The 22,444-nt window shown below is 67.2% G+C and carries 21 protein-coding genes and 1 riboswitch; of the genes, 13 read left to right on the top strand and 8 right to left on the bottom strand.

Annotated features, from left to right (window positions below; translation table 11 throughout):
* Window positions 1–13: 13 nt before the first annotated feature.
* The 5 genes from pstB to C8J47_RS03085 all read right to left on the bottom strand — a co-directional run bounded on the left by pstB (window position 14) and on the right by C8J47_RS03085 (window position 6,117).
* Window positions 14–793 (bottom strand): phosphate ABC transporter ATP-binding protein PstB, encoded by a 780-nt coding sequence (gene pstB, locus C8J47_RS03065; RefSeq protein WP_056051462.1) that lies wholly within the window; start codon window positions 791–793, stop codon window positions 14–16.
* A complete protein-coding gene (pstA, locus tag C8J47_RS03070; RefSeq protein ID WP_121884382.1) occupies window positions 793–2,091 on the bottom strand; it encodes a phosphate ABC transporter permease PstA in 1,299 nt (432 codons plus the stop codon). The genes pstB and pstA overlap by 1 nt, the downstream gene beginning before the upstream one ends.
* On the bottom strand, window positions 2,084–3,460 hold the full coding sequence (gene pstC, locus C8J47_RS03075) for a phosphate ABC transporter permease subunit PstC (protein WP_121884383.1): 1,377 nt from the start codon (window positions 3,458–3,460) through the stop codon (window positions 2,084–2,086). Before pstC ends, pstA begins: the two co-directional genes overlap by 8 nt.
* Window positions 3,461–3,773: 313 nt before the next feature.
* The gene (locus C8J47_RS03080; protein WP_121884384.1) at window positions 3,774–4,844 is read right to left on the bottom strand and encodes a substrate-binding domain-containing protein; all 1,071 of its coding nucleotides are present in this window, start codon (window positions 4,842–4,844) and stop codon (window positions 3,774–3,776) included.
* A 46-nt stretch (window positions 4,845–4,890) separates the two neighbouring features.
* Window positions 4,891–6,117, bottom strand: a complete 1,227-nt coding sequence (locus C8J47_RS03085) for an ATP-binding protein (RefSeq protein ID WP_121884385.1) — start codon at window positions 6,115–6,117, stop codon at window positions 4,891–4,893.
* Between the two features lie 152 nt (window positions 6,118–6,269).
* Here C8J47_RS03085 and C8J47_RS03090 point away from each other — a divergent pair, with 152 nt between their 5' ends.
* The 4 genes from C8J47_RS03090 to C8J47_RS03105 are packed head-to-tail and all read left to right on the top strand — an operon-like array spanning window position 6,270 to window position 8,776.
* Entirely contained in the window at window positions 6,270–6,665 is a 396-nt protein-coding gene (locus C8J47_RS03090) for a hypothetical protein (RefSeq protein ID WP_183129021.1), read from the top strand.
* Between the two features lie 4 nt (window positions 6,666–6,669).
* Entirely contained in the window at window positions 6,670–6,945 is a 276-nt protein-coding gene (locus C8J47_RS03095; protein WP_121884386.1) for an HPr-rel-A system PqqD family peptide chaperone, read from the top strand.
* Window positions 6,942–7,802, top strand: coding sequence for an HprK-related kinase A (locus tag C8J47_RS03100; RefSeq protein ID WP_121884387.1), 861 nt, complete (start codon window positions 6,942–6,944; stop codon window positions 7,800–7,802). Before C8J47_RS03095 ends, C8J47_RS03100 begins: the two co-directional genes overlap by 4 nt.
* On the top strand, window positions 7,799–8,776 hold the full coding sequence (locus C8J47_RS03105) for a nucleotidyltransferase family protein (protein WP_404969239.1): 978 nt from the start codon (window positions 7,799–7,801) through the stop codon (window positions 8,774–8,776). Before C8J47_RS03100 ends, C8J47_RS03105 begins: the two co-directional genes overlap by 4 nt.
* A gap of 10 nt (window positions 8,777–8,786) precedes the next feature.
* On the opposite strand, the gene C8J47_RS03110 is transcribed toward C8J47_RS03105, so the two are convergent.
* Together C8J47_RS03110 and C8J47_RS03115 are read right to left on the bottom strand one after the other, a co-directional pair.
* The gene (locus tag C8J47_RS03110) at window positions 8,787–9,146 is read right to left on the bottom strand and encodes a hypothetical protein (protein ID WP_121884388.1); all 360 of its coding nucleotides are present in this window, start codon (window positions 9,144–9,146) and stop codon (window positions 8,787–8,789) included.
* Window positions 9,143–9,826, bottom strand: a complete 684-nt coding sequence (locus C8J47_RS03115) for an HAD family hydrolase (RefSeq protein WP_121884389.1) — start codon at window positions 9,824–9,826, stop codon at window positions 9,143–9,145. Before C8J47_RS03115 ends, C8J47_RS03110 begins: the two co-directional genes overlap by 4 nt.
* A gap of 65 nt (window positions 9,827–9,891) precedes the next feature.
* Between C8J47_RS03115 and glmU the strand changes: the two genes are divergently transcribed.
* From glmU to C8J47_RS03150, 7 genes are all read left to right on the top strand, one after another.
* A complete protein-coding gene (gene glmU, locus C8J47_RS03120) occupies window positions 9,892–11,283 on the top strand; it encodes a bifunctional UDP-N-acetylglucosamine diphosphorylase/glucosamine-1-phosphate N-acetyltransferase GlmU (RefSeq protein WP_121884723.1) in 1,392 nt (463 codons plus the stop codon).
* Window positions 11,284–11,323: 40 nt separating this feature from the next.
* The gene (gene glmS / locus C8J47_RS03125) at window positions 11,324–13,147 is read left to right on the top strand and encodes a glutamine--fructose-6-phosphate transaminase (isomerizing) (protein WP_121884390.1); all 1,824 of its coding nucleotides are present in this window, start codon (window positions 11,324–11,326) and stop codon (window positions 13,145–13,147) included.
* A 254-nt stretch (window positions 13,148–13,401) separates the two neighbouring features.
* Window positions 13,402–13,505: riboswitch (glycine riboswitch) on the top strand.
* A 155-nt stretch (window positions 13,506–13,660) separates the two neighbouring features.
* Window positions 13,661–14,908 carry a glycine cleavage system aminomethyltransferase GcvT gene (gcvT, locus tag C8J47_RS03130; RefSeq protein WP_121884391.1) on the top strand — a complete coding sequence of 416 codons (1,248 nt, stop codon included), beginning with the start codon at window positions 13,661–13,663 and terminating at the stop codon, window positions 14,906–14,908.
* A gap of 1 nt (window position 14,909) precedes the next feature.
* On the top strand, window positions 14,910–15,281 hold the full coding sequence (gene gcvH, locus C8J47_RS03135; RefSeq protein WP_056057335.1) for a glycine cleavage system protein GcvH: 372 nt from the start codon (window positions 14,910–14,912) through the stop codon (window positions 15,279–15,281).
* Window positions 15,282–15,413: 132 nt separating this feature from the next.
* On the top strand, window positions 15,414–16,784 hold the full coding sequence (gene gcvPA, locus C8J47_RS03140) for an aminomethyl-transferring glycine dehydrogenase subunit GcvPA (protein ID WP_121884392.1): 1,371 nt from the start codon (window positions 15,414–15,416) through the stop codon (window positions 16,782–16,784).
* On the top strand, window positions 16,781–18,442 hold the full coding sequence (gene gcvPB, locus C8J47_RS03145) for an aminomethyl-transferring glycine dehydrogenase subunit GcvPB (protein ID WP_121884393.1): 1,662 nt from the start codon (window positions 16,781–16,783) through the stop codon (window positions 18,440–18,442). The genes gcvPA and gcvPB overlap by 4 nt, the downstream gene beginning before the upstream one ends.
* Window positions 18,443–18,591: 149 nt before the next feature.
* On the top strand, window positions 18,592–19,104 hold the full coding sequence (locus C8J47_RS03150) for a CcdC protein domain-containing protein (RefSeq protein WP_121884394.1): 513 nt from the start codon (window positions 18,592–18,594) through the stop codon (window positions 19,102–19,104).
* Between the two features lie 149 nt (window positions 19,105–19,253).
* Here C8J47_RS03150 and C8J47_RS03155 read toward each other — a convergent pair whose 3' ends face one another.
* Entirely contained in the window at window positions 19,254–20,150 is an 897-nt protein-coding gene (locus tag C8J47_RS03155; protein WP_121884395.1) for a DMT family transporter, read from the bottom strand.
* Between the two features lie 204 nt (window positions 20,151–20,354).
* Here C8J47_RS03155 and C8J47_RS03160 point away from each other — a divergent pair, with 204 nt between their 5' ends.
* Together C8J47_RS03160 and C8J47_RS03165 are read left to right on the top strand one after the other, a co-directional pair.
* Window positions 20,355–21,890 carry an aminoacyl--tRNA ligase-related protein gene (locus tag C8J47_RS03160; RefSeq protein WP_121884396.1) on the top strand — a complete coding sequence of 512 codons (1,536 nt, stop codon included), beginning with the start codon at window positions 20,355–20,357 and terminating at the stop codon, window positions 21,888–21,890.
* A 179-nt stretch (window positions 21,891–22,069) separates the two neighbouring features.
* Window positions 22,070–22,432: a VOC family protein gene (locus C8J47_RS03165; RefSeq protein WP_121884397.1), complete on the top strand. Its 363-nt coding sequence runs from the start codon at window positions 22,070–22,072 to the stop codon at window positions 22,430–22,432.
* Window positions 22,433–22,444: the final 12 nt, after the last annotated feature.

Raw genomic sequence — 22,444 nt, forward strand, 5'->3', positions numbered from 1 at the left:
GTCGTTTCCCGACTCAGCCGTAACGGCCGGTGATGTAATCCTTGGTCCGCTCTTCGCGGGGATTGGTGAAGATGTCCGAGGTGTTGCCGTATTCGACCAGCGTGCCGAGGTGGAAGAACGCGGTCTTCTGGCTGACGCGCGCCGCCTGCTGCATGTTATGCGTGACGATCACCATCGCATAGCGGCCGCGCAGTTCGTGGATCAGCTCCTCGATCTTCGCCGTCGCGATCGGATCGAGTGCCGAACACGGCTCGTCCATCAGGATGACTTCGGGATCGACCGCGATCGCGCGGGCGATGCACAACCGCTGCTGCTGGCCGCCCGACAGCGCCGTACCGCTGTCCGAAAGGCGATCCTTGACCTCGTCCCACAGGCCAGCCCGTCGCAGCGACTTCTCGACGATCCGATCGAGGTCAGCCTTCGCGCCCGCCAGCCCGTGGATGCGCGGGCCGTAGGCGACGTTCTCGTAGATCGATTTGGGGAACGGGTTGGGCTTCTGGAACACCATGCCGACGCGCGCGCGGAGCTGCACCACGTCCATGTCGGGCGAGTAGATATCCTGGCCGTCGAGCTTGATCTCGCCTGTGACGCGCGCGCTCGCGACGGTGTCGTTCATCCGATTGAGCGTGCGTAGGAAGGTCGACTTGCCGCAGCCCGACGGGCCGATGAATGCAACGACTTCGTCTTGGTCGACGTCGATCGAGACATCGTTGATCGCGATCTTGCTGCCATAGGCGACAGACACGTTGCGCGCCGTCATCTTGAGGACGGGAGGCTTGAAAGGTTTTGGCATCACCAGCGGGTCTCGAATCGGTTGCGGAGATAGATCGCGACGCCGTTCATCGCGAGCAGGAACACGAGCAGGACGATGATCGCGGCGGAGGTCTTCTCGACGAAGCCGCGGCTGACCTGATCGGACCAGAGGAAGATCTGGACGGGCAGCACCGTCGCGGGATCGCTTAGCCCGGACGGCGGGGCTGCAATGAACGCGCGCATGCCGATCATCAGCAGCGGCGCGGTCTCGCCCAGCGCGCGCGCCATGCCGATGATCGTGCCGGTGAGGATACCTGGCAAAGCTAGCGGAAGGACGTGGTGGAAGACGACTTGCACCGGCGATGCGCCGATGCCGAGCGCAGCGTCGCGGATCGACGGCGGCACGGCCTTGATCGCGTTGCGCCCGGCGATGACGATGACGGGCATCGTCATCAGCGCGAGCGTCAGGCCGCCCACTATAGGTGCCGAGCGCGGCATGCCGAACGTGCCGAGGAACACGGCCAACCCGAGCAGCCCGAAGATGATCGACGGCACGGCCGCGAGGTTGTTGATCGAGACCTCGATCAGGTCGGTCCAGCGGTTCTTCGGCGCATATTCCTCGAGGTACAGCGCCGACAGCACGCCGATCGGGAACGCCAGCAACAGCGTTACGATCATCGTCAGCAGCGACCCCTTGAACGCCCCCCAAATCCCGACGCGCGTCGCATCGGTCGAGTCCGCGGAGGTGAGGAAGCCGGCGTTGAATCCGCGGGTCAGCGCGCCGCTCGCCTTCAGCCGCGCGACGATCGCCTCGGCGTCGCGCGTGCCGTTGCCCTTGGCGGCGACGTCGATCGGGCTGGAGACGGGCACCTCGAACACGGTCTTGCGCTGGAGCAGCGACGGGTCGGCCTTGATCGCATCGCGGACCACCGCCCAGGCGCCGTCGGAAAGCAGGTCGGTGCCGTCCTTGCCGAATGCCTTGGTCGCGGCGAGGTCGACGGTGCCTTCCAGCCCTGCGCCGGCGAGCGCGAGATCGGCGCCGCGACCGACGAGGCGGGCGGGCTCGATCGGCAGCTTGGCGGCGGCGAGATCGACCGGGAGCGACACGCGCGTCTCGACGAACCCGCTCGCGCCCTGCATCACCATCGTGATCAGCAGATAGGCCAGGAACGCAGCGGACAGCCATACCGCGGCAAGCCCGGCGAAGCGGAAGCGGCGCTCGGATGCATAGCGACGGCGGATGCGCGACTGCATAGCCTGCGTCGTCCAGTCGGTCGGGACGCGGCGCACTGGCTCGGCATTCGTCACCGGAATCTGGGGCACGAGCGTGTCACTCATAGGCTTCGCGGTACCGTTTGACGACGCGCAGCGCGACGATGTTGAGAAGGAGCGTGACCACGAACAGCGTCAGGCCGAGCGCGAACGCGGCGAGCGTCTTGGGGCTTTCGAACTCGGCCTCGCCGGTCAGCAGGTCGACGATCTGCTTGGTGACGGTGGTGGTGCTCGCGAACGGGTTGAGCGTCAGCGTCGCGACGCCGGACGCGGCCATGACGACGATCATCGTCTCGCCGATCGCGCGCGACACGGCGAGCAGCACGCCGCCGACCACACCGGGTAGCGCGGCCGGGAGCAGCACGCGACGGATCGTCTCGGACGAGGTCGCGCCCATCGCGAGGCTGCCGTCGCGCATCGACGACGGGACCGCGGCGATCGAGTCATCCGCCATCGACGACACGAACGGGATGATCATGATGCCCATGACGAGCCCCGCGGCGAGCGCGCTTTCCGACGACGCCCAGCTGATCCCGACCGATACGGCGAGGTCACGCACCGCGGGCGCGACGGTCAGCGCGGCGAAATAGCCGTAGACGACGGTCGGCACGCCCGCGAGCACCTCGAGGATCGGCTTCATCCATTTGCGCGTGTTGGGCGCGGCATATTGCGTGAGGTAGATCGCGCTCATCAGTCCGAACGGAATGGCGACGATCATCGCGATCACCGCGCCGATGAAGAACGTCCCCCAGAACAGCGGCACCGCGCCTAGTGACGCGCCCGGATCGCGCGCGTCGATGACCTGCGGGCTCCAATGCGTGCCGAACAGGAAATCGGTGATCGGCACGACCGAGAAGAACCGCGCGGACTCGTATAGCAGCGACGCGACGATGCCGACCGTGGTCAGGATCGCGATCAGCGACGCGCCGAGCAGCATCAGCATCACCACCCGCTCGACCTGCGTCCGCGCGCCGAACCCGGGTTTGACGCGCGTGAAGGCGAACGCGCCGCCTGCGAAAGCGAGCAGCAGCGCGGCGGCGGTGGCGATCCAGTCGTAGCGCGATTGCGCCGCGGCGTAGGACGGGGCCAGCGTCCGCGCGAGCCCATGGAACGCACCGAAGCTGCGACCGTCTGCGAGGCTGCGCGCTTCGGACAGGATCGACGCGCGGTCGAAGCCCGGTGGCGGGAGCTGGATCGCTGCCGGCGTGGCAAGGACCGCATCGGTGACGAGCGCCGGCGCGGTCATCGACCAGACGACGAGGAAGACGAGTGGCGGGATCGCGGTCCACAACGCGACGTACCAGCCGTGATGCGACGGCAGCGAACTGAACCGCACGGTGCTGCCGGCACGGAAGCGCGTGGCGCGGACGCGCGCGGTTAGCCAGCCGATGAGGCCGATGCCTAGGACCAGGAAGAGGAGGGCGATGGGGGACATCAGACGTGTCCTCCGAATGCTGCTATTTCGGCATGCACCCGATGGAGCACTGGGGGGGACTCCCCCCCGGCGAAGGCCGGGGTCCAATTGGAAAGGTTGGGGTAACGGGGCGCTGCACTCGCCAATGCAACGGTCCCCAATTGGGCCCCAGCCTCCGCCGGGGTGGTGGCGCTACTCGGTGATGTTGCCGCCGCCAAATCCCCGTTCCCCCGCGGACGCGGGGGCCCAGCTAAGCCAGGATAGCGCGTGTGGTTCCTGGGCCCCCGCTTTCGCGGGGGAACGAGGAGGGGCGTGCGATTGCGTGGGCCAAACATCACGACAACACCGCCGGATCCAGCACAGTCTCGTTCGCAATAATCGCCGCCGACCGCGCCTGAATCTCAGCCGGCGAAGCAATCAACCCCCGCTTCACCAACGGCCCCGTCGCACCCCAGTTCGCCGCATACAGCTTCAACAAGTCCCGCAGTCCCGGAATCGCGGTCAGATGCGCCTTCTTCACATAGATATACAGCGGCCTAGACCCCGGATACGCATTGTCCGCGATCGTCGCATAGGTCGGCGCGACGCCCGAGATCGATACCCCGTTCACGTCGTCCTTGTTCTCTTCGAGATAGCTGTACCCGAACACACCGATCGCATTGGGGTTCGACTGCAATTTCTGGACGATCAGATTGTCGTTCTCGCCCGCATCGACATACACGCCGTCCTCGCGCACCCGCGTGCACAGCGCCTTGTGCGCCTCGGCATCGGACTTCGCGAGCGCTTTGGCCGAAGGATCGCTCGCCTCGCACCCCTTGGTCAGGATCAGCTCGGCCAGCGCATCACGCGTGCCGCTAGTCGCCGGTGGCCCATAAACCTGGATCGGCACCGCGGGCAGCGCAGGATTGACGTCGCGCCAGACCCGCGCGGTATTCACCTTGCCCCCCGGATTGGCGGCGAGCGCCTTGTAGAGATCGGTCGGCGTGAGCTGCATCTTCGGGCCGTTCTTCGCCTCGGCAAACGCGATGCCGTCGATCCCGACCTGGATCTCGATCACGTCGCGCACGCCGTTCTTGGCGCACGCCGCGTATTCGCTCGCCTTCATCCGCCGCGATGCGTCCTCGATATCGGGATGCGCCGCGCCGACGCCTGCGCAGAACAGCTTCATGCCGGCCCCGGTCCCGGTCGATTCGATCACCGGCGCCTTCGCGTCGGGATCGTTGGCAACGAGCTGTTCGGCGATCATCGTCGTGAACGGATAGACCGTCGACGATCCGACCGCGGTGATCTGGTCACGCGAGCCCGCACCGCCGCCGTTCGCCTGATCGACGCACGCGGCCAGAGCGCCTGTCACTGCCCCCAACACCCCAAGTAGAACGAACCGCTGCACCAGAATTCCCGTCATGCACCGGCCTTAGCGGTACTTAAGACGATCCTGTGTGACAGTTGGGTTACCCTTTTATGACAGCGCCTTTGGCCGCGCCGCCGCTCGGGGGCAGAATGACCGAAACGACGGTGCCGACGCCGACCTGGCTCGCGATGTCGAGCCGCCCGCGGTGACGCTCGACGATGTGCTTGACGATTGCCAACCCGAGCCCGGTGCCACCCAGCGACCGGCTGCGCCCCGCGTCGGCGCGATAGAAGCGTTCGGTCAGCCGCGGAATGTGCACCGCCGCGATCCCGTCGCCTTCGTCGCGGATCGACAATCGGATCATGCTCAGATCGTCGCGTTTCAGATCGATCGAGACGGGCGTTCCCGCGCGACCGTATTTCATCGCATTTCCGATCAGGTTGTGGAGCATCTGCGACAGCTGGGCCTTGTCGCCGGATACCGGTGCGAGGCGGGGATCGATCGTCGCGACCAGATCGAGCCCGCGATCGCCCGCGGCATCGACCACCTCCGCGCAGACGTCGGTGACCAACTGCGCGAGGTTGACCGCCTGATCGGGCAGGCGGAACTTCTCCGCCTCGATCCGGCTCAACGAGATCAGGTCCTCGACCAGCCGCTGCATCCGTCGCGCCTCGTCGTCCATCACCTTCAGGAAGCGCGCACGGACCTCGGCATCCTCGCCGGCCTCGTCACGCAACGTTTCGATGAAGCCGAGGATCGACGCGAGCGGCGTGCGGAGTTCGTGGCTGGCATTGGCGACGAAATCGATCCGCATCCGCTCGGCCGCGTAGTTGCCGGTCTGGTCGACGAGGTGGACGATCCGCTGGCCGTCCGACGCCTCGCCGAGCCGCATCTCCCAGCGCTGGTCGCGCGTCCCGAGCCCGACGAGTTCGATCGGCCGCTCGCCGTCGATCGGTCCCGGCGTGCCGAGTCGCTCGGCGGCGGCGGGATGGCGGATCGCGACGCGTGCATCCTCGCCGAGAATGTGCGCGCCGAGCAACGTCCGCGCCGCGCTGTTGGCCAGCGTAACCCGCCCGTCCTGGACCAGCATCACCGGCGCGACGATCGCGTCGAGCACTTCGTCCATCACCGAGGGCACGGCGGACAGGGTGTCGTCCGGGGTGGGCGCTTCGTCCCCGGTACCGGCGGCCACCAGCGCGGCGGCGACGCCCCCGACCACCGCGACGATCGCGCCCTGGATATCGCGCGTGATAACGAACACCGCGACCGAGGCGACGATGACGACGACGATCGCCCAGAAGGTACGCAGGCCAAATCCGGAAAGCATGGTGATCTCCAAGGCGCGCGGACGGGGCGCGCACCCGTCCTAGTTCGGTACGATCAGTGCGGCTATATTGTCAGCGCTTCAGGATTGTGAAAGGGCTTGGGAATAACAGGGGCATCATGAGCGACGATACGCGACCAGAGCAGGATCCGGCCATGATCCCGGAGCACCGCGAGGACGGCGTGCCGACGCGTCGTCGCGTCCTGGCGCTCGGCGCGGTGACGGCGGGTGCGGTCGTGTCGATCCGGCCCGCGCTCGCGCAGACCGCCGGTTCAGTGCTCAACTGCGAAATCCCGGTGCCTGATCCGGGCCGCGCCGGCAGCTATATCGACGCGAACGGCAGGGTCGTTCCAGCGCGCACCAAGGGAGCGTTCCCTTCGTCGTCGCGCCCGTTCAAGGGCGAAGAGGTCAAGCGATCGATGGCGACCGGCAGGAGCCTGCCCGGGACCGATTCCGAGCGTAGCCGAGCCTATGTGAATTATATCCGCCGGTTGCAGCGCGGCCAGGGCGGCTTCACCTGCTTTGCCTCGTTGCAGATGCCGCGCGCCTGAGACCGTGGACGACGCGGTCTATCGAGCGCCGCCGACCGACGGATTGCTGATCGCGCCGCTCGACGAATTCACCGCGGTCTATCACCGGGCGTCGGGGATCACGCATCTGCTGACCGAACCCGCGCCGCAGATCCTGGCCGTGCTGTGTGAGGGCGGACTATCGCTCGATGCGCTGCTCGATCGGCTGGGGCAGGACTATGACCTGAGCGACGGAACGCGCGAGGCGTTGGCGGCGCGGCTCGACGAACTGGTCGAAGCCGGACTGGTCGAGGCGGCGTGAGGCACGCGTTTGCCGTGCGCATCGGCCCGATCGGGTTCCGCATCGGCTCCGACTGGCGGTCGCCGATCGCGCAGCTGGAGACGCTGTATCGCAACTACCCCAAGCCGACCGACGGCGTGCCGGACTTCACCGTGCGCCTTTTTGCGCGCCGACCCTGGCGGCGGCTCATCCGCCCCTCGGTCGAGATCGGCGGCGACTACATGCTGCCCGAAGCGGCGCCGTTGCCGTTGCGGCAGGGTCTGCTCGCGGCCGAGATGGCGATGAACCTCCAGATGGCGCTGGGCGCGCGGCGGTATCTATTGATCCACGCATCGGCGGTCGAGCGCGATGGGCGGGCGGTGTTGATGACGGGGATTTCGGGGGCGGGGAAGTCGACGCTGGCGACCCTGCTCGCGGCGAAGGGGTGGCGCTTCATGGGCGACGAGTTCGCGCTGCTCGATCCGGCGACCGGACTGGTCCACGCGTTTCCGCGCCTGATCAGCCTGAAGAACGAAGCGGTCGCCGCGGCCGAGGCGGCATGGCCCGACGCGCGAATGGGACCGCTGATGCCGGCGACGCCGAAGGGCGACATTCGCCATATGGTTCCGGATGCAGGCGCGATCGCGGCGATGGACGTTCCAGCGCGCCCGGCGTTGCTGGTATTCCCTCGCTACGGGTTCGAGGCGGAAACGCGACCGGTGCCGCCGGCCGAGGCGTTCGTGCGGATGACGCAGGCGTCGACCAATTACGTTGCGCTGGGCGAGGCCGGGTTCCGTGCGCTGACCGGCCTGATCGCGGGGGTTCCCTCAGTGGCAATCGACTATCCCGACGGGGCGAGCGCGATCGAGCAGGTCGAGGCGCTGTGGGCCGCACTGTGACCGATGCCCGCATGCTCTCGCGCGCGCTTGCCGATCCGGCCAGCGTCGTCGGGCTCGATGCGGATGGCTGGACGGCCTTGCTGGCGATGGCGCGCGCCGAGCAGTTGATCGGGACGCTGGCCACCCGCCTCGACGGTCTGCCAATGCCTGGCGCGGTAAGGACGATCCTGGCAGACGCGCGCGCCTCTGCCGAGCAGGGCCGGCGCGTCGCGCTCTGGGAAGCGGAGATGGCGCGGCGGGCGCTCGCCGCGGTCGACTGCCCGGTCGTGCTGTTGAAGGGGACCGCGTTCGTCGCGGCGGGATTGTCGGCGGGGCAGGGGCGGTCGATCGGCGATCTCGACATCCTGGTGCCGCGCGCGTCGCTCGATGCGGTCGAGGCGGCGTTGCTGGCGGCGGGCTGGGAATGGGTGAAGCCCGATCCGTATGACGACGTCTATTACCGGCGCTGGATGCACGAACTCCCGCCGCTGATCCACCGCGAGCGCGACCGGATGATCGACGTGCACCACACGATCCTGCCGCTCACCGCGCGGGTCACGCCAGAGGCGCCGGCGCTGATCGAAGGCAGCGTGGCGCTGGAGAACGGACTGCGCACGCTGTCGCCGAACGGAATGATCGTCCATGCCGCGGCGCATCTGTTCGCGGACGGCGATCTGGCGGGCGGCTTGCGTAATCTGTGGGATATCCGGTGCCTGGTCGACGAGTTCGGGACCGATGGGCTCGAGGCGGATGCACGTCGGCACGGCCTGCACGAACAGGTGGCGCGGTCGCTACGGCTGGTCGACGCGCTGTTCGGTACGGGCGACGTGCGCGGTATCGATCGCCTCTATGTCCGCCGCCTTACCGCACGCGATGGCTGGGGCAGGCCGACGCGACCGATCACGCGGCTCGCCTTCTACATCCGCTCGCACTGGTTGCGGATGCCGCCGGCAATGCTCGCACGGCATCTCTGGACCAAGTTCCGCAAGGGTTAGGGCGCCAGACCTACGGTAACCGCGCCCCGCGCTGGCGCCGCACGGCCCAGACGATCAGCAGCACGACCGTGATCGCAAACGTATCCGCGATCCAGTCGTGGATATCGCAATCGCGGTGCAGCGACGGGATCGACTGCAGCACCTCGATCAGCGCGCCGAGAAACGAGAATCGCTCGCCGATCCGCGACAGCTTGGCGGTCGGATACGCGAACGCCGCCAGCAGCGACATCGTCGCGAACGCGAGCATATGCTCGAACTTGTCGCCGAACTGGTCGATCGGCATGTGCGGCGGCTTGGGCAGCAACGCCATCGTCACCGCGAACACGATCGCCAAGACCAGCGCGATGCGGAGAAACAGCGGCCGGTTCATGCGCCGAGCCTTTCGAGCGTCGGCAGCAATTCGGCATAGCCGTCGATCACCGCGTCGGCGCCAAGCTCCTCGACCGGCTGCATCAGGAAGCCGAAGCTGCACGCGATCGTTGGCAGCCCCGCCGCCTGTCCCGCCTGGATATCGAAGATCGAATCGCCGACGAACGCGGCGCGTCCGCTGCCGCTCCCGCTTTCCCGGCAAAGTCGGACCATCTCATGGATCGGCATCGGCGACGGCTTCGACTCGGCCAGCGTATCGCCGCCGAGGATGCACGCGAACCGATCGGTCAGGCCGAGCTGGTCGAGGACGGTCCGCGCGAACCGTTCGATCTTGTTGGTGACGATCCCCAGCGTCACGCCGTTCGCCGCCAGCGCATCGACCGCCTCGATGACGCCCGGGTACGGCTTGGTCAGCACGCAGATGTTCGCCTCGTAATAGGCGAGCAGCTTGGCGTGCAGCGTGTCGAGCATCGCCTCGTCATAGCCGCCGGTCGCGGTCAGGCCCTGCTTGAGCATATGCCGCGCGCCGCCACCGATCATCGGCTTGACCTGCTCGACGCTCAATTCCGGGCGACCGGCCGTAATCAGCGCGTGGTTGACCGCGGCGGCCAGGTCGCCGCTGGTATCGAGAAGCGTACCGTCGAGGTCGAACCCGACGATATCGAAAGAAAAATACGTCATTGCAGCTACGCCTGCCAGCGGCGCTATGGAATTGGCAAGGCTTTCGTGGCAGCGATCCTTCCATGATGACGCATTCCAACGACCAACCGTTTTCGGCGCCTTCCCCCGCACACCCGATTGCGGTCGTTATTCTTGCCGCTGGTAAGGGCACGCGGATGAAATCGGACCTGCACAAGGTCCTCCACCCGATCGCCGGGCGGCCGATGCTGCTGCATCTGGTCGCAAGCGCAGCCGCGCTGCATCCGGCAAAAACCGTCGTGGTGACAGGCGCAGGGCGCGAGCAGGTCGAGGCGGCGGTCGCACCGCTCGGTATTTCCACCGCGCTCCAGGCGGAGCAGCTCGGCACGGGCCATGCGGTCGCGCAGGCTCGCGACGCGCTGGCGGGGTTCGAGGGCGACGTCCTGATCCTCTACGGCGACGTGCCGCTGGTCACCGCGGCGACGATGCAGCGGATGATCGACCGGTTGCACGGTGACGACATGCCCGCCGTCGTCGTGCTCGGCTTTCGCCCCGCAGATCCCGGCGCCTATGGTCGCGTGATCGCCGACGCCGCGGGCCGGATGGATCGGATCGTCGAGTACAAGGACGCGTCGGAGGCGGAACGCGCGGTGACGCTGTGCAATTCCGGGCTGATGGCGGTGCACTCGACCGACCTGTTCGCGCTGCTCGACCGGCTCGGCAACGACAATGCGGCAGGCGAATATTATCTCACCGATATCGTCGGGCTGTCGGGCGCGGACGGCCGCTCGTCCGCGGTGATCGAGACCGGCGCGGACGAAGTCGCCGGCGTCAACAGCCGCGGTGAACTCGCCGGTGTCGAGGGCGCCTGGCAGGCGACGCGGCGCGCGCAGGCGATGGCGGACGGCGCGACGTTGATCGCGCCCGACACCGTTTGGTTCTCACACGACACGCAGATCGGCCGGGACGTCGTGATCGAGCCCAACGTCGTCTTCGGTCCCGGCGCGCTCATCGCGGACGGCGCGACGATCCATGCGTTCAGCCACGTCGAAGGCGCCACCGTCGGCAAGGGCGCCAATGTCGGGCCTTTCGCGCGCCTCCGCCCCGGCGCGGACCTCCGTGCGGACGCCAAGGTCGGCAATTTCGTCGAGATCAAGAAGGCGATCATCGGCGAGGGCGCGAAGGTCAGCCACCTCACCTATATCGGCGACGCTGACATCGGCGCGGGCGCGAACATCGGCGCGGGGACGATCACCTGCAACTATGACGGATATTTCAAATACCGGACCGTCGTCGGCGAGGGCGCGTTCATCGGCTCGAATTCCGCGCTGGTCGCGCCCGTGACCATCGGCGCAGGCGCGATCGTTGCAGCCGGGTCGGTGGTGACGCAGGACGTGGAGGCCGATGCGCTGGCGCTGGTGCGTCCGCCGCAGACCTCGAAGCCAGGTTGGGCAGCGCGCTTCCGCGAGAAGATGATCGCACGCAAGGCTGCTCGATGAAGTTCGCAAGCGAAATCCTGTTTCCCCGGAGTATGATCTGATGTGCGGCATCGTTGGAATTTTGAGCGGCGAAGACGTCGCAGGTCGGTTGCTCGACGGCCTGAAACGGCTTGAATATCGGGGCTATGATTCTGCGGGCATCGCCACCGACAATGACGGCGCGATCGAGCGGCGTCGGGCGTCGGGCAAGCTGGTCAATCTCGCCAACGAACTCGCCGCACATCCGCTGCCCGGCAAGACCGGGATCGCCCACACCCGCTGGGCCACGCATGGCGGCCCGACCACCAACAACGCGCATCCGCACGCCACCGGCGAAGTCGCGGTGGTTCACAACGGCATCATCGAGAACTTCAAGCCGCTGCGCGACGAACTGATCGCACGCGGCCGGACCTTCACCAGCGAGACCGACACCGAAGTCGTCGCGCATCTCGTCAGCGAGAAGATCGAGGCGGGCATGGACCCGGTATCGGCCGTCCGCGAGATCCTGCCGCGCCTTCACGGAGCGTTCGCGCTCGCGATCCTGTTCCGCCAGCATCCCGACCTGCTGATCGGCGCGCGCCTCGGTTCGCCTCTGGTCGTCGGTCACGGCGAGGGCGAGATGTATCTTGGCTCAGACGCGCTCGCGCTCGCGCCGCTGACGCAGCGGATCGCGTATCTCGACGAGGGTGACTGGGTCGTGCTGACCCGTGACGGTGCGCAGGTCTACGACCGGGACAATGCTCCTGTCGAGCGCGCGATCACGCTGTCCGGGATCACCGGCGAGGTGATCTCGAAGGGCAACCACAAGCATTACATGCTCAAGGAGATCTACGAGCAGCCGATCGTCGTTGCGCAGACGCTCCGCTCGTACCTCAAGCGGATGGAAGGCGAGGTCTCGCTGCCGATCCCAGAGTTCGATCTGTCCACGATCAAGCGCGTGACGATCGTCGCATGCGGGACGAGCTTCTACGCCGGCATGGTCGCTAAATACTGGTTCGAACAGTTCGCGCGCGTCCCCGTCGACCTCGATGTCGCGTCCGAGTTCCGCTACCGCGCGCCGGTGATGGAAGACGGCGGCCTCGCGCTGTTCATCTCGCAGTCGGGCGAGACCGCGGACACGCTGGCGGCGCTGCGCCACGCGAAGGCCGAGGGCCAGAAGATCGCGGTCGTCGTCAACGTGCCGACCAGCTCGATGGCGCGCGAGGCGGATTTGCTGCTGCCGACGCATGCCGGCCCCGAGATCGGCGTCGCCTCGACCAAGGCGTTCACCTGCCAGCTCGCGGTGCTTGCCGCACTCGCCGCCAACCTGGCGCGCGCGAAGGGTTTGCTGACAAGGGACCAGGAGCGCGAGATCGTCCGCCACCTCGCCGAGGCACCCGCCGCGCTCAACGGCGCGCTCGCGTATGACGAAGCGATCGAGGCGATGGCGCACAACATCGCCAGCGCGCGCGACGTGCTGTATCTCGGCCGCGGGACGGATTACCCGCTGGCGCTCGAGGGCGCGCTGAAGCTGAAGGAAATCAGCTACATCCACGCCGAGGGCTATGCCGCCGGCGAGATGAAGCACGGCCCGATCGCGCTGATCGACGAGCACGTCCCCGTCATCGTCATCGCACCGTCGGGCCCGCTGTTCGACAAGACGGTGAGCAACATGCAGGAAGTCATGGCACGCGGCGGCAAGGTCGTGCTGATCTCGGATTACGACGGCATCCAGGCGGCCGGCGAAGGCTGCATGGCGACGATCACCATGCCCAAGGTCCACCCACTGATCGCGCCTTTGGTGTACGCGGTGCCGGTGCAGTTGCTGGCGTATCACGTGGCGGTGCTCAAGGGCACGGATGTCGATCAACCGCGGAATCTCGCGAAGAGCGTGACGGTCGAGTAACGCGCGGCATGGTTAGGGTTGGTACACCCAACCCCAGACACCACCCCGGCGAAGGCCGGGGCCCAGTTGGGTGACGGTAGTAACGACGGATGGTCCGCTGTTACGACGACCTTTCCAACTGGGCCCCGGCCTTCGCCGGGGTGGTGCTTTCCTCTCAGGTCGAGCAGGCGTTTTCTCCTCGAATCCCAAACCCTCGATTGACTAAGATTGTGCGCCGCGTCACAACTCGCGGCGTCGATGTCGGGCAACTGGCATGGCACCGCGCGGGAGAGCGTTTCCGGTCCTTTCAGGGCTGATGGAACCGCCGAAGGAGCAACCACCCCGGAATCTCTCAGGCACCAGAGACCGCGCGGGGCTGATCGACACTCTGGAAAGCGTCCTGGCCTCGCGCCGAGGGCCACCGAAGGGGTAAGCGCTGGACAAGTCCCGCGCGAAAGCTCTCAGGTCCCGTGACAGAGGGGGTTCGGATCGTTGCACCCATTGGTGCCGCGCGCCCCTTCGACGGAGACGACCATGAGCGACCCAGAACTGCGCGATTACGCCAGCATCATCGACCAGGCCGACGATTACGTTGAGCCCGAGATCCTGCCATTGCCGCTCGACGCATGGCACCGCGCACAAGGCGCGCGGATGGTCGAGTTCGCGGGCTACGAGATGCCGATCCAGTATGAAGGCATCATGGCCGAACACGCCTGGACGCGCGACTCGGCGGGCCTGTTCGACGTCAGCCACATGGGCCAGCTCGTCTTCTCCGGCGAAGGCGTCGCACACGCGCTCGAGACCGTGCTGCCGGGCGACATCGCCGGCCTTGGCGAGGGCAAGATGCGCTACTCGCTGCTGCTGGCGCAGGACGGCGGCATCCTCGACGATCTGATGGCCACGCGCCTGCCCGACGACCAGCCGTCGCCCTTCTCGGCGCAGGACGTCGAGCCTGAAGCGTACGACCCGCTCCACCCGTCGCCGACTGCCAGCGGCAGCTTCTACGTCGTCGTCAATGGCGCGACCAAGTATGACGACATCAGCTACCTGATCGAGCATCTGCCCGACGACGTCACGATCAACATCCTCGAAGACCAGGCGCTGCTCGCGGTGCAGGGCCCCAAGGCGGTCGAGGCAGTCGCGCGGATCGTCCCCGGCGTCGACGCGCTCGTGTTCATGACCGCCGGTGCGTTCCACTGGAACGACGTCCCGCTGTGGATCAGCCGCTCGGGTTACACCGGCGAGGACGGCGTCGAGATCTCGCTCCCCGCCGAACATGCCGTCGCGTTCGCCGACGCGCTGCTCGCGCTCTCCGAGATCAAGCCGATCGGCCTCGGCGCGCGCGACTCGCTGCGACTCGAAGCCGGCCTGCCGCTCTACGGCCACGACCTCGATCCCGAGATCACGCCGGTGATGGCCGACCTCGGTTTCGCGCTGTCGAAGCGCCGCCGCGAAGCCGCCGACTTCCCCGGTGCCGAGCGTATCCTCACCCAGCGCGAGCACGGCCCCGCCACCAAGCGTGTCGGCCTGATTGTCGAGGGCCGCCAGCCCGCGCGCGAGGGTGCCGAGGTAATCGACGACACCGGCGCGCCGATCGGCCGCCTCACCAGCGGTGGTTTCGCACCCACCCTCGGGAAGCCGATCGCGATGGCCTATGTGCCGCTCGCGCTGTCGACGCCCGGCACCCGCATCGAAATCGCGCAGCGCGGCAAGGTCCACACCGCCACCGTCACCGCGATGCCCTTCATTCCCCACCGCTACGTCCGCGCAGGAGCCAAGTGATATGAGCCGTTACTTCACGCAGGATCATGAATGGGTCGACGTCGACGGTGACGTCGGCACCGTCGGCATTTCGGAATACGCGCAGAGCCAGCTCGGCGACGTCGTGTTCGTCGACGTCCCCGAAGCCGGCAAGACGCTGAGCAAGGGCGACGAAGCCGCGGTCGTCGAGTCGGTCAAGGCCGCGTCGGACGTGTACTCCCCGGTCTCGGGCACCGTCACCGAGGGCAACGCGGCGTTGACCGACGACTCCAGCCTGGTGAACTCGGACGCCGAAGCCGCGGGCTGGTTCTTCAAGCTGACGCTCAGCGACCCGAGCGAACTCGACAGCCTGATGGACGAAGCCGCCTACGCGACGTTCGTCGAAGGGCTGTAAGTCCTAGAACCCCCTCCCGCTAGCGGGAGGGGGCAGGGGGTGGGCACGCGCTCACCTCCAGCGTTCCGCCCGCAATAGGCCGGGCGCCCACCCCCGACCCCTCCCGCATGCGGGAGGGGGGAGTCGATGCCGATGCGCTACCTTCCCCTGACCCAGCCCGACCGCGCGGAAATGCTCGCCGTCATCGGCGCCGCGACCATCGACGACCTGTTCGTCGACGTTCCCGAAGCCGCCCGCCTCGACGGCCCGGTCCGCGACCTGCCGATGCACGCCTCCGAAATGGCGGTCGAACGCCACATGTCGGCGCTCGCCAAGAAGAACCTCACCGCCGGCGAAGCACCGTTCTTCCTCGGCTGCGGCGCGTACAAGCATCACGTTCCTGCGTCGGTCGACCACCTGATCCAGCGCGGCGAGTTCCTCACCGCCTACACGCCGTACCAGCCGGAAATCGCGCAGGGCACGCTGCAGATGCTGTTCGAGTTCCAGACGCAGGTCGCGCGGCTGCTCGGCACCGACGTCGCCAACGCCTCGATGTACGACGGCTCGACCGCGTGCTGGGAAGCGATCGTGATGGCGCGTCGCATCACCAAGCGGGGCAAGGCGATCCTGTCGTCGGGCCTCCACCCCCATTACGTCTCGGTCGCGAACACGATGGCCAAGTTCACCGGCGACGTGCTCGATACGAGCGTGCCCGAACTGGTCGCCGACATGGACCTCGACCAGCTGATCGCGAAGATCGACGACGACACCTCCTGCGTCGTCGTCCAGTACCCCGACATCCTCGGCCGCATCGCCGACCTGCGCCCGCTGGCGGACGCGTGCCACGCGAAGAAGGCGCTGCTGATCGCGGTCGTCACCGAGCCCGTCGCCTTGGGCGCGATCACGTCGCCCGGCGAGATGGACGCGGACATCGTCGTCGGCGAAGGCCAGTCGCTCGGTGTCGGCCTCCAGTTCGGCGGGCCTTATGTCGGGCTCTTTGGTTGCAAGGACAAATACGTCCGCCAGATGCCGGGCCGCCTTTGCGGCGAGACCGTCGACGCCGACGGCCGCCGCGGTTTCGTCCTCACGCTGTCGACCCGCGAGCAGCACATCCGCCGCGAAAAGGCGACGTCGAACATCTGCACCAACTCGGGCCTCTGCGCGCTGGCGTTCTCGATCCACATGACGCTGCTCGGTGAAGCTGGTCTGCGCCAGTTGGCCGAGGTGAACCACGCAGGCGCGGTGTCCGCCGCTGAACGCCTCTCGCAGATCCCCGGTGTGGAACTCGTCAACGACAGCTTCTTCAACGAGTTCACGCTGAAGCTTCCGACCGAAGCCCGCCCCGTCGTCCGCACGCTCGCCGATCGCGGCATCCTCGCCGGCGTATCGCTCGGGCGTCTTTACCCCGGCCAGGACGCCCTCGCGAACGGCCTCGTCGTCGCCGTGACGGAAACGACCACCGCGGAGGACGTCGAAACGCTTGCATCCGCACTATCCACCGTCCTTGGGGAGATACTGGCATGAGCATCAACCAGAGCGGCTGGCGCCCGACCTCGCCCGAGGCGAACACGGGTAACGTCCCAGCATCGGTAACCGGCAACAAGGCCCTGATGCTGGAAGAGGCGCTGATCTTCGAGATCGGCGACACGCATACCACCGGCGTAGATTTCGCTGCTCCCTCTCCCCTCCGGGGAGAGGGCCGGGGTGAGGGGCAGCCCAGCAGTGTTGCGTCTGGAGCAGCCCCTCACCCAACCCTCTCCCCGGAGAGGAGAGGGCTATCGCGCCTCGGCAACCTGTCGCGCACCGCACCAATCGGCCTCCCCGGTCTCTCCGAGCCGGAAACCGTCCGCCACTACACCCGCCTCTCGCGCCAGAACTACGGCATCGACCTCGGCTTCTTCCCGCTCGGCTCGTGCACCATGAAGCACAACCCGCGCCTCAACGAGAAGATGGCGCGGCTCCCCGGGTTCTCCGACGTGCACCCGCTCCAGCCGGTCGACACGGTGCAGGGCGCACTCGAAGTCATTCACCAGCTCGCGCACTGGCTCGTCACGCTCACCGGCATGACTTCGGTCGCGATGAGCCCCAAGGCGGGCGCGCACGGCGAGCTCTGCGGCATCCTCGCGATCCGCGCCGCGCTCGAAGCCAAGGGCGAAGGCGCGCGGAAGATCATCCTCGTCCCGGAGAGCGCGCACGGCACCAACCCCGCCACCGCAGCCTTCGCCGGCTATAGCGTCGAGGACATCCCCGCCACCGCCGAAGGCCGCGTCGACACCGCCGCGCTGAAGGCCCGGCTCGGCCCCGACGTCGCCGGCGTGATGATCACCAACCCCAACACGTGTGGACTGTTCGAGCGCGACATGCGCGAGATCTCCGACGCGGTGCACGCGGCGGGTGGCTTCGTCTATTGCGACGGCGCGAACTTCAACGCGATCGTCGGTCGCGTCCGGCCAGGCGATCTCGGCATCGACGCAATGCACATCAACCTGCACAAGACCTTCTCGACGCCCCACGGCGGCGGCGGCCCAGGCTCGGGCCCGGTGGTGTTCTCGGAGGCTTTGACCCCCTACGCACCGCTCCCGTTCGTCGAGAACCAGGACGGCCAGTTCGTCCTCGTCGAGGAGGAAACCGCCGGCGAGCATCACGCCGGCAGCTTCGGCCGCATGGTCGCGTTCCACGGCCAGATGGGCATGTTCACGCGCGCGCTGACGTACATCCTCAGCCACGGCGCCGACGGCCTGCGCCAGGTGTCCGAGGACGCGGTGCTCAACGCGAACTACATCCTGCGCAGCCTCGACGACACGCTCGACGCACCGTTTGGCCCGTCGGGTCCGTGCATGCACGAGGCGCTGTTCTCGGACTCGGGTCTCGCCGCCGGCTTCTCGACGATCGACATCGCGAAGGGCCTGATCGACGAGGGCTTCCACCCGATGACGATGTATTTCCCGCTCGTCGTCCACGGCGCGATGCTGGTCGAGCCGACCGAGACCGAATCGAAGGCGGCGCTGGACCAGTTCATCGCCGCGCTCCGCTCGGTCGCCGAACGCGCGAAAGCCGGCGACCCCAGCCTCAAGACCGCCCCCCACTTCGCGCCCCGCGCGCGCCTCGACGAGACGCTTGCGGCGCGCAAGCCGGTGCTGGTCTGGAAGGACCCGGCCCCACTGGCGCAGACGGGGGAGTAAACCTCGCGGTTCTCCTGCGAACGCAGGAGCCCAGGGTTACGAACGCAACAGCCCGTAACCCTGGATTCCTGCGTTCGCAGGAAAACGGATTGCCCAGAACACCGCAACCGATCTAGCCTCCGCCCCAACAGGGGTGGGGGCCACGATCAATGCAGGCGCACGAAGCACAAGGCTGGATCAGCTACGCGATCACCGCGGTCATCATCGGCATAGTCTTCGCGGTCCGCTGGCGCCGCATGAGTATCGTAAAGCCGCTCAAGCTCGAGCGCCTCTGGATTTTCCCCGCGCTCTACGCCGCCGTCGCGCTGTACATGTTCGTGACGTACCCGCCGCACGGCTTCGCCTGGCTGTTCTGCGCACTGGCCCTGGTCATGGGCGCAGCGCTCGGCTGGCAACGCGGCAAGCTCATGCGGATCACGATCGACCCCGACAGCCACGCACTCAACACGACGTCGTCCCCGGCAGCGGTCCTGTTCATCGTCGCGATCGTCGCAGTCCGCACCGGCGCGCGCGCCGTGATCGGCGACGGCCACGCCCTCCACCTCGACGCCTTCGCGATCACCGACATGCTGGTCGCGTTGGCGCTAGGCCTGTTCACCACCCAACGCATCGAAATGTACCTCCGCGCCAAGCGGATGCTGGAGACAGCGCGGTTTAGATAGTGCGCTACGTGCTGATCCTCCCCCGCCAGGGGGAGGTGGCTGGCGCTTGCCAGACGGAGGGGGAGGTAAGGAGCCACGTTGGTTGCGTGTTCCTCCCCCTCCGTCGCCTCCGGCGACACCTCCCCCTGGCGGGGGAGGATCGAGTGGGCTCAAGCAATCGCCTGCTCAGTCTCTTCCCGCCGCCGGACATGCTCCCGCCACACGATATACAACCCGCTCGCGACGATGATCGGCGCCCCGACCCACGTCGCCTCCGCCGGCAACGTGTCGAACACCAGCCACCCCAGCAGTGTCGCCCACAACAGGCTCGAATAATCCATCGGCACCACCACCGACACCGGCCCGAGCCGCAACGACGTCGTCATCGCGATCTGCGCCAGCCCCCCAAATATCCCGACGCTCGCCAGACACACCCACGCGACCAGATCATGCGACTGCGCCGCCCGGCCATAGAACAGCGACAACGGGATCAACGACAGCGCCGAGAACCAGAACACCGTCGTCAGCGCGCTCTCGGTCTTGCCGATCTGCCGCAACAGGATCGACACGCTCGCCGTCCCGAACGCCCCCGCCAGCGCACACCCCGCACCCCATAACGGAAAGTGATCGCCGCTCCCAGGCTGCGCAACGATCAACACGCCCGCAAAGCCGGTGGCCACTGCCGCCCAGCGATGCCACCCAGTCGGCTCGCGCAACACCAGCGCCCCCAGGATCGTCGCGAACACCGGCACCGTGAACCCGATCGTCGTCGCCTCCGCCAGCGGCAACGCAACGATCCCGTTGAACGTGAACGCCATCGCCGACAGCCCGACCACCGCGCGCACGACATGCGCCGGCAACCGCTTGGTCGCGATCGACGACAAACCAGGCCCCGCCACGATCACCGCCGACACCAGCAAACACGCCCCGAACTGGCGAAAGAACAGAATCTCCGACACGCTCGCGCCGTGCCGCTCGGCCAGCTTGATCGCGGTATTCATCAGCGCGAAGATCACGACCGACAGCAACCGCATGCCGATGGCGGGAAGGATGCGGTCGGTGGGCATGCGTGGCTCCTAGCGAGGGCGGAGCAGGCCTCCCACCCCAAACCGCCGTCTTCGCCACACAAACACGTCCGTCATCCTGACGAAAGTCAGGACCCAGAGCCAAGAGCGGTGCGTGTGGTATCCTGGGGCCTGACTTTCGTCAGGATGGCGGAGCGCGATGGAGGGTGGGGTGACGAACCCCCGCGCACCCGCTATCCGCACGCCATGATAAAGCGCGCACTCCCCGTCACCCGCGAGGCGGATTTCTCCGCCTGGTACCAGGCCGTCATCTCCGAGGCCGATCTCGCCGAAGAATCCGGCGTCCGCGGCTGCATGGTCATCCGCCCGTGGGGCTATGGCATCTGGGAGCGCATCCAGCGCCTGCTCGACGACCGGATCAAGGCGACCGGCCACGAGAACTGCTACTTCCCGCTCTTCATCCCGCTCTCGTACTTCGAGAAGGAGGCCGAGCACGTAGATGGCTTCGCCAAGGAAATGGCCGTGGTCACGCACCACCGCCTCAAGGCCGACGGTTACGGCCGCCTCGTGCCCGATCCCGACGCCAAGCTTGAGGAGCCGCTGGTCGTCCGGCCGACCTCCGAGATGGTCATCGGCGCCGCGTTCGCGCGCTGGGTCCAGTCGTGGCGCGATCTGCCCGTGCTGATCAACCAATGGGCCAACGTCGTCCGCTGGGAGATGCGCACGCGCATGTTCCTGCGCACCAGCGAGTTCCTCTGGCAGGAAGGCCACACCGCGCACGCCACTTCGCAAGAAGCGCGCGACGAGACGCTCAAGATGCTCGAAGTCTATCGCGATTTCGCGGAGGAGTGTCTCGGCGTCCACGTCATCGCCGGCGAGAAGCCCGAGAACGAGCGCTTCCCTGGCGCGGTCGCGACCTATTCGATCGAGGCGATGATGCAGGACGGCAAGGCGCTGCAGGCGGGCACCTCGCATTTCCTCGGCACCAACTTCGCGTCGGCGCAGAACATCCGCTTCCAGAATGCGGGCGGCGAGTTCGAGCTGTGCAACACCACCAGCTGGGGCGTGTCGACGCGGATGATCGGCGCGGTCATCATGGTCCACGGCGATGACGACGGCCTGCGCGTGCCGCCGATGATCGCCCCGTGGCAGGTCGTGATCGTGCCGATGCTGCGCGACGTTCCCGAGGACGCGGCGATCGTCGAGTATTGCAAGTCGCTCCAGGCCGAACTCGCCAAGCAGTCCGCGCTCGGCGAGCCGGTCCGTGCGTTGCTCGATCTCAAGCCCGCCAAGGCCGCGACCAAGCGCTGGGGCTGGGTCAAGAAGGGCGCCCCGATCGTGATCGAGGTCGGCGGTCGGGACATGGCCGGCGGCAACGTCACCGTGATCCGCCGCGATCGCCTGTACCGCGAGGACGGCAAGCTCGACAGCGTCGCCACGCCGCGCGACGCGTTCGTCGGCGACGTCTCGGGGATGCTGCACGACATCCAGGCGACGCTCCACGTCGAATCGATGAACCGCGTGAAGGGCAACATCGTCCCCGCTAACGACTTCGCGGCGGTCGAGGCGCACTTCGCTGATGGCGTAAAGAACCCCGGCTGGGTCGACGTCCGTTGGTCCAAGCCGACGGGGGCGGCGCTCGACAAGGTCGTCGAGCGGTTGAAGGCGCTCAAGCTCACGATCCGCAACGCGCCGATGGGGCAGACGGGCTGCGACGACGGCGCCTGCATCTTCACCGGCGAACCCGCGGTGGAGCGCATCCTGATCGGCCGCGCCTACTAAGCGCGCCGATCGGCCCCTACCGGCGTCGCATCCAAGGCTCAGCGTTGAGGCTGGGCGTGACGACAGCCTGAACACCCGAAGCACGGAGCAACCAAAACCGTCCGGTCTGTCGGCTGCGTCGTGGCCGCTCGTCTGGTATCGTTGCATCGGCTTTGGCGGTGCGACCTTAGGGGGCGGGCATGGGCGTGACGGGGATCGGCGGCTTCTTCTTCCGGGCAAAGGACCCGGAGGCGATACGCGCCTGGTATGTCGAGCATCTCGGCGTAGGGTCGGTGCCGTATGGATCGTGGGAGACTCAGGCAGGGCCCAGCGTCTTCGCGCCGTTCGCCGTCGACGCCGACTATTTCGCCGCAGATCGCCCTTGGATGCTCAATCTGCGCGTCGACGACCTCGATGGCCTGATCGCGAGCCTTCGTGCGGCAGGAATCGCGGTAATTACCGATCCCGAATGGGATATGCCCGGTTTCGGCCGCTTCGCGCGCATCCATGATCCGGAAAGCAATCCGATCGAACTTTGGCAACCCGAGGACCCAGAAGGTTGAGGAAGCGCCCGA

The organism is Sphingomonas sp. PP-F2F-G114-C0414 (assembly GCF_003688595.1).
Taxonomy (GTDB): Bacteria; Pseudomonadota; Alphaproteobacteria; order Sphingomonadales; family Sphingomonadaceae; genus Sphingomonas.

Coding starts and splice junctions, on each gene's coding strand:
- pstA (WP_121884382.1), bottom strand. CDS start 2,091: ATGAGTGACACGCTCGTGCCCCAGATTCCGGTGACGAATGCCGAGCCA.
- glmS (WP_121884390.1), top strand. CDS start 11,324: ATGTGCGGCATCGTTGGAATTTTGAGCGGCGAAGACGTCGCAGGTCGG.
- C8J47_RS03085 (WP_121884385.1), bottom strand. CDS start 6,117: ATGCTTTCCGGATTTGGCCTGCGTACCTTCTGGGCGATCGTCGTCGTC.
- C8J47_RS03160 (WP_121884396.1), top strand. CDS start 20,355: ATGATAAAGCGCGCACTCCCCGTCACCCGCGAGGCGGATTTCTCCGCC.
- pstC (WP_121884383.1), bottom strand. CDS start 3,460: ATGTCCCCCATCGCCCTCCTCTTCCTGGTCCTAGGCATCGGCCTCATC.
- C8J47_RS03090 (WP_183129021.1), top strand. CDS start 6,270: ATGATCCCGGAGCACCGCGAGGACGGCGTGCCGACGCGTCGTCGCGTC.
- gcvPA (WP_121884392.1), top strand. CDS start 15,414: ATGCGCTACCTTCCCCTGACCCAGCCCGACCGCGCGGAAATGCTCGCC.
- glmU (WP_121884723.1), top strand. CDS start 9,892: ATGACGCATTCCAACGACCAACCGTTTTCGGCGCCTTCCCCCGCACAC.
- gcvH (WP_056057335.1), top strand. CDS start 14,910: ATGAGCCGTTACTTCACGCAGGATCATGAATGGGTCGACGTCGACGGT.
- gcvPB (WP_121884393.1), top strand. CDS start 16,781: ATGAGCATCAACCAGAGCGGCTGGCGCCCGACCTCGCCCGAGGCGAAC.
- C8J47_RS03115 (WP_121884389.1), bottom strand. CDS start 9,826: ATGACGTATTTTTCTTTCGATATCGTCGGGTTCGACCTCGACGGTACG.
- C8J47_RS03110 (WP_121884388.1), bottom strand. CDS start 9,146: ATGAACCGGCCGCTGTTTCTCCGCATCGCGCTGGTCTTGGCGATCGTG.
- C8J47_RS03080 (WP_121884384.1), bottom strand. CDS start 4,844: ATGACGGGAATTCTGGTGCAGCGGTTCGTTCTACTTGGGGTGTTGGGG.
- gcvT (WP_121884391.1), top strand. CDS start 13,661: ATGAGCGACCCAGAACTGCGCGATTACGCCAGCATCATCGACCAGGCC.
- C8J47_RS03165 (WP_121884397.1), top strand. CDS start 22,070: ATGGGCGTGACGGGGATCGGCGGCTTCTTCTTCCGGGCAAAGGACCCG.
- C8J47_RS03155 (WP_121884395.1), bottom strand. CDS start 20,150: ATGCCCACCGACCGCATCCTTCCCGCCATCGGCATGCGGTTGCTGTCG.
- pstB (WP_056051462.1), bottom strand. CDS start 793: ATGCCAAAACCTTTCAAGCCTCCCGTCCTCAAGATGACGGCGCGCAAC.
- C8J47_RS03150 (WP_121884394.1), top strand. CDS start 18,592: ATGCAGGCGCACGAAGCACAAGGCTGGATCAGCTACGCGATCACCGCG.